At 72.4% G+C, this 3,232-nt stretch carries 3 protein-coding genes; 2 read left to right on the top strand and 1 reads right to left on the bottom strand.

From position 1 onward, the window contains the following. Positions 1-60: 60 nt before the first annotated feature. Positions 61-1,467 (top strand): metallophosphoesterase family protein, encoded by a 1,407-nt coding sequence (locus tag DQW06_RS17330; RefSeq protein WP_117198922.1) that lies wholly within the window; start codon positions 61-63, stop codon positions 1,465-1,467. Positions 1,468-1,569: 102 nt separating this feature from the next. Here DQW06_RS17330 and DQW06_RS17325 read toward each other — a convergent pair whose 3' ends face one another. Next, positions 1,570-2,712 carry an epoxide hydrolase family protein gene (locus DQW06_RS17325; protein WP_117198921.1) on the bottom strand — a complete coding sequence of 381 codons (1,143 nt, stop codon included), beginning with the start codon at positions 2,710-2,712 and terminating at the stop codon, positions 1,570-1,572. A gap of 63 nt (positions 2,713-2,775) precedes the next feature. Between DQW06_RS17325 and DQW06_RS17320 the strand changes: the two genes are divergently transcribed. Then, positions 2,776-3,232: YafY family protein (locus DQW06_RS17320; RefSeq protein WP_117198920.1), on the top strand; the 457-nt coding region annotated here is incomplete at its 3' end.

The following is a 3,232-nucleotide window of genomic DNA, read 5'->3' as shown; positions in this document are numbered from 1 at the left end:
CCCCCCGCCGCCCCTTCTCGCCCGCGGCACCGGTTCGCCGTCAGAAAGGACAGGTCCCTCATGCCCGACGCTTCGTCCCGCGCTCCGCGGCCCCGCCCGGTGCCGCCCCGGTCCCCGCGGGACCGCTCGGCCGCGTCCGGCCCGGTCCGGCCCCGTTCCGTCGCCTTCCGCGCGCTCGCGGCCCTCGGCGGCGCGGTCCTCACGGTCGGGCTGTGCGCCTGCGCCCCCGAGGCCCCGCCCGAGCGGCCCGTCGACCGTGTCCTCCTCTCACCCACCGCCGACCCCAGCACCTCCCAGACCGTGACCTGGCGCGCCTACGGTGCGCGGGAGGCCTTCCTGGAGATCGGTCCCGAGGACGAATCCGCGGAGCCCACCCGGGTCCGGGGGCGGGCCACCGGAGGGGAGGAGCCCGGTTCCACCTTCACGGCCACGGCCACCGGCCTGGAACCGGACACCGCCTACCGCTACCGGATCGGTACGGGCGGGGAAGGCGGCGAAGTCGCCGGAGGCGGGGGCGGCGAGGACGGCGACACGGGCGGAGCGGTGAGCGACTGGCGCACCTTCACCACCGCCGCCGAGGGGGCCCAACCCTTCAGCTTCCTGTACTTCGGCGACATCCAGAACGACATCACCGACGAGGCCGCCCCCGTCGTCAGGGCCGGGCTGGAGGCCGCGCCCGAGGCCGAGCTGGCCGTGCACTCCGGCGACCTGATCGACTCGGCCGACAGCGGCTCGGAGTGGGACGAGTGGTTCGACGCCTTCGGCCCGGCCGCCGGGAGCATGAACCACGTGGCCACGCCCGGCAACCACGAGTACGACGACGGGCTGAGCGAACACTGGGTTCCGCAGTTCCGCGGCGCGGACAACGGCCCCGACCAGGGCGCGGACCTGGCCGAGACGGTCTACCACACCGACTACCAGGGCGTGCGGTTCGTGGTGCTCAACTCCAACTACCGCGAGGTGCCCTCGGACGGGGCCGAGCGGTGGCTGGACACGCAGCGGCGGTGGCTGGAGCGGGTGCTGGCCGACAACCCCCACGAGTGGACCGTGGTCACCTTCCACCACCCGGTCTTCTCCGCCGACCCCGACCGCGACAACGAACCGCTGCGCGAGGCGTGGCTGCCGGTGCTGGAGGAGTACGACGTGGACCTGGTCCTCCAGGGACACGACCACTCCTACACCCGAGGCAACATGGCCGAGCACCGGACCGGCGACCCCGGCACGCACACCGGCCCGGTCTACGTGGTCGCGGTGACCGGCCCCAAGACCTACGACGCTGCCGAGGACAACTGGACCGACCACGGAGCCGAGGTGCGCGTGCAGCGCACCGACACCCAGACCTTCCAGACGGTCTCGGTGGACGGCGACACCCTGGAGTACCGGTCCCGGACCGCCGACGGCCGGGTCGTGGACTCCTTCACCATCGTCCGGGACGGGGACGGCAAGCGCGTCACCGACGGCTCCTGAGGCACCGTCCCCGTCGTACGCGCCTCCGGGACGGCCGTTGTTCCCCCGCCACGGCCTCGGGTCTTGAGCGGGCCTTCGCGGCCCGCGGATCCTGACACGGAGTCAGGAAACGCCGTGGAAGAAGGCGCGGATGTCGTCCGCGAGCAGCTCCGTCGCCTCCATCGCGGGGAAGTGACCGCCCTCGGTGAACTCGCTCCAGTGACCGATCGCCTTCCACGGGTCCACCGCGCGGCGCATGAGCGGGTGGGTGTCGAACACGGCCCATCCGGACGGCACGTCGGAGGCCGTGACCAAGTCGATTCCGGAGTGCGCGGACTCGTAGTAGAACTGCGCGCTCGACGCGCCGCTGCGGGTGAACCAGTACAGGCTGATGTTCGTGAGGAGCTGGTCGCGGTCGACCGTCTCGTCCGGCGTCCGGTAGGCGCCGTCGGCCCTGGTCTTGAACTTCTCGGCGATCCACGCGAGCTGACCGACCGGCGAGTCGGTGAGCGCCGCGCCGATCGTGTCGGGGCGGTGGTCCTGCATCGCCAGGTACCCGCGCTCAGCCGCGGCCTCGGCGCGCACCGCCTCGATCTGGGCGGTCTCGTCATCGGACAGACCGTCGGGGTAGGGGAACTTGTCGCCGAGCAACCCGAGCCACCGCGGGTCGCTGCCGATGTGCGTGCCGATGACGCGCTCCGGGTGGAGCGCCGCGAGGCGGCCGGTGGTGCCCGCACCGATGTCGGTGCCGTGGGCCGCGAACCTCTCGTAGCCCAGACGCGTCATGATCTCGGCGTAGGCCTCCGTCGTCCGCGCCAGCTCCCAGCCGGTCCCCGACAGCGGGGTGGAGAACCCGAAGCCGGGCAGCGACGGGACGACCACGTGGAACGCATCGGTCAGCAGCGGGATGAGCCGCTGGTACTCGACGAACGAGCCCGGCCAGCCGTGGTTCAGGATCAGCGGGACGGCCTCCGGGTTCGTCGATCGCACGTGGACGACGTGGAAGGTCTGGCCGTCGACGGCCGTCGTGAACTGTCCGTACTCGTTGAGCCCCTCCTCCTGCGCACGCCAGTCGAACCCGTCGCGCCAGTACTCGGCGAGCTCCTTCAGGTACACCAGCGGGATGCCGCGGCTGAAGTCGGTGCGATCGTCTCGGCCCGGCACCGGGACCGGCCAGCGCGTGTGCGCCAGCCGGTCGCGCAGGTCGTCGATGTCGGCCTGCGGGATGGCGATGCGAAACGGTGTGAGTGCGTTGTCCTCGTTCATGGCACCGACGTTTCCAGGCAATGCGGCAGGGGGGCTTCCGCGATCGCCGCAATGATGGGGAACATGTTGGAGACCTCCGCCCGCCTGCTCGAACTGCTGTCATTGCTCCAGCTCAAGCGCGACTGGACGGGCTCAGAGCTCGCCGGCCGGCTCGGTGTGAGCACGAGGACCGTGCGCGCCGACATCGGCAGGCTGCGCTCGCTCGGCTACCCCGTGGCCGCGCGTCCCGGTGTCGCGGGCGGGTACCGGCTGGCCGCCGGGACGGCGATGCCCCCGCTGCTGCTCGACGACGACGAGGCCGTCGCCGTCGCGGTCGGACTGGGTGTGGTCGCGACCCGGAGGCTCGGCGTCGAGGAGACATCGCTCACCGCGCTCGCGAAGCTGGAGCAGGTGCTGCCCTCGCGCCTGCGTCGGCGCGTCGAGGCGGTACGCGAGGCGACGAGCGTCGTTCCGGGGAACGAACCACCGCTCGACCCCTCGGTCCTCGGCGCGGTCGCCGCCGCGGTCCGCGGCGGCGAAC

It is taken from the genome of Nocardiopsis sp. TNDT3 (genome assembly GCF_003427465.1).
Taxonomy (GTDB): domain Bacteria; phylum Actinomycetota; class Actinomycetes; order Streptosporangiales; family Streptosporangiaceae; genus Nocardiopsis; species Nocardiopsis dassonvillei.
Note: the sequence above shows the minus strand (reverse complement) of the source record. Positions and strands in the feature narration are given on the sequence as shown.

Coding starts and splice junctions, on each gene's coding strand:
- DQW06_RS17325 (WP_117198921.1), bottom strand. CDS start 2,712: ATGAACGAGGACAACGCACTCACACCGTTTCGCATCGCCATCCCGCAG.
- DQW06_RS17330 (WP_117198922.1), top strand. CDS start 61: ATGCCCGACGCTTCGTCCCGCGCTCCGCGGCCCCGCCCGGTGCCGCCC.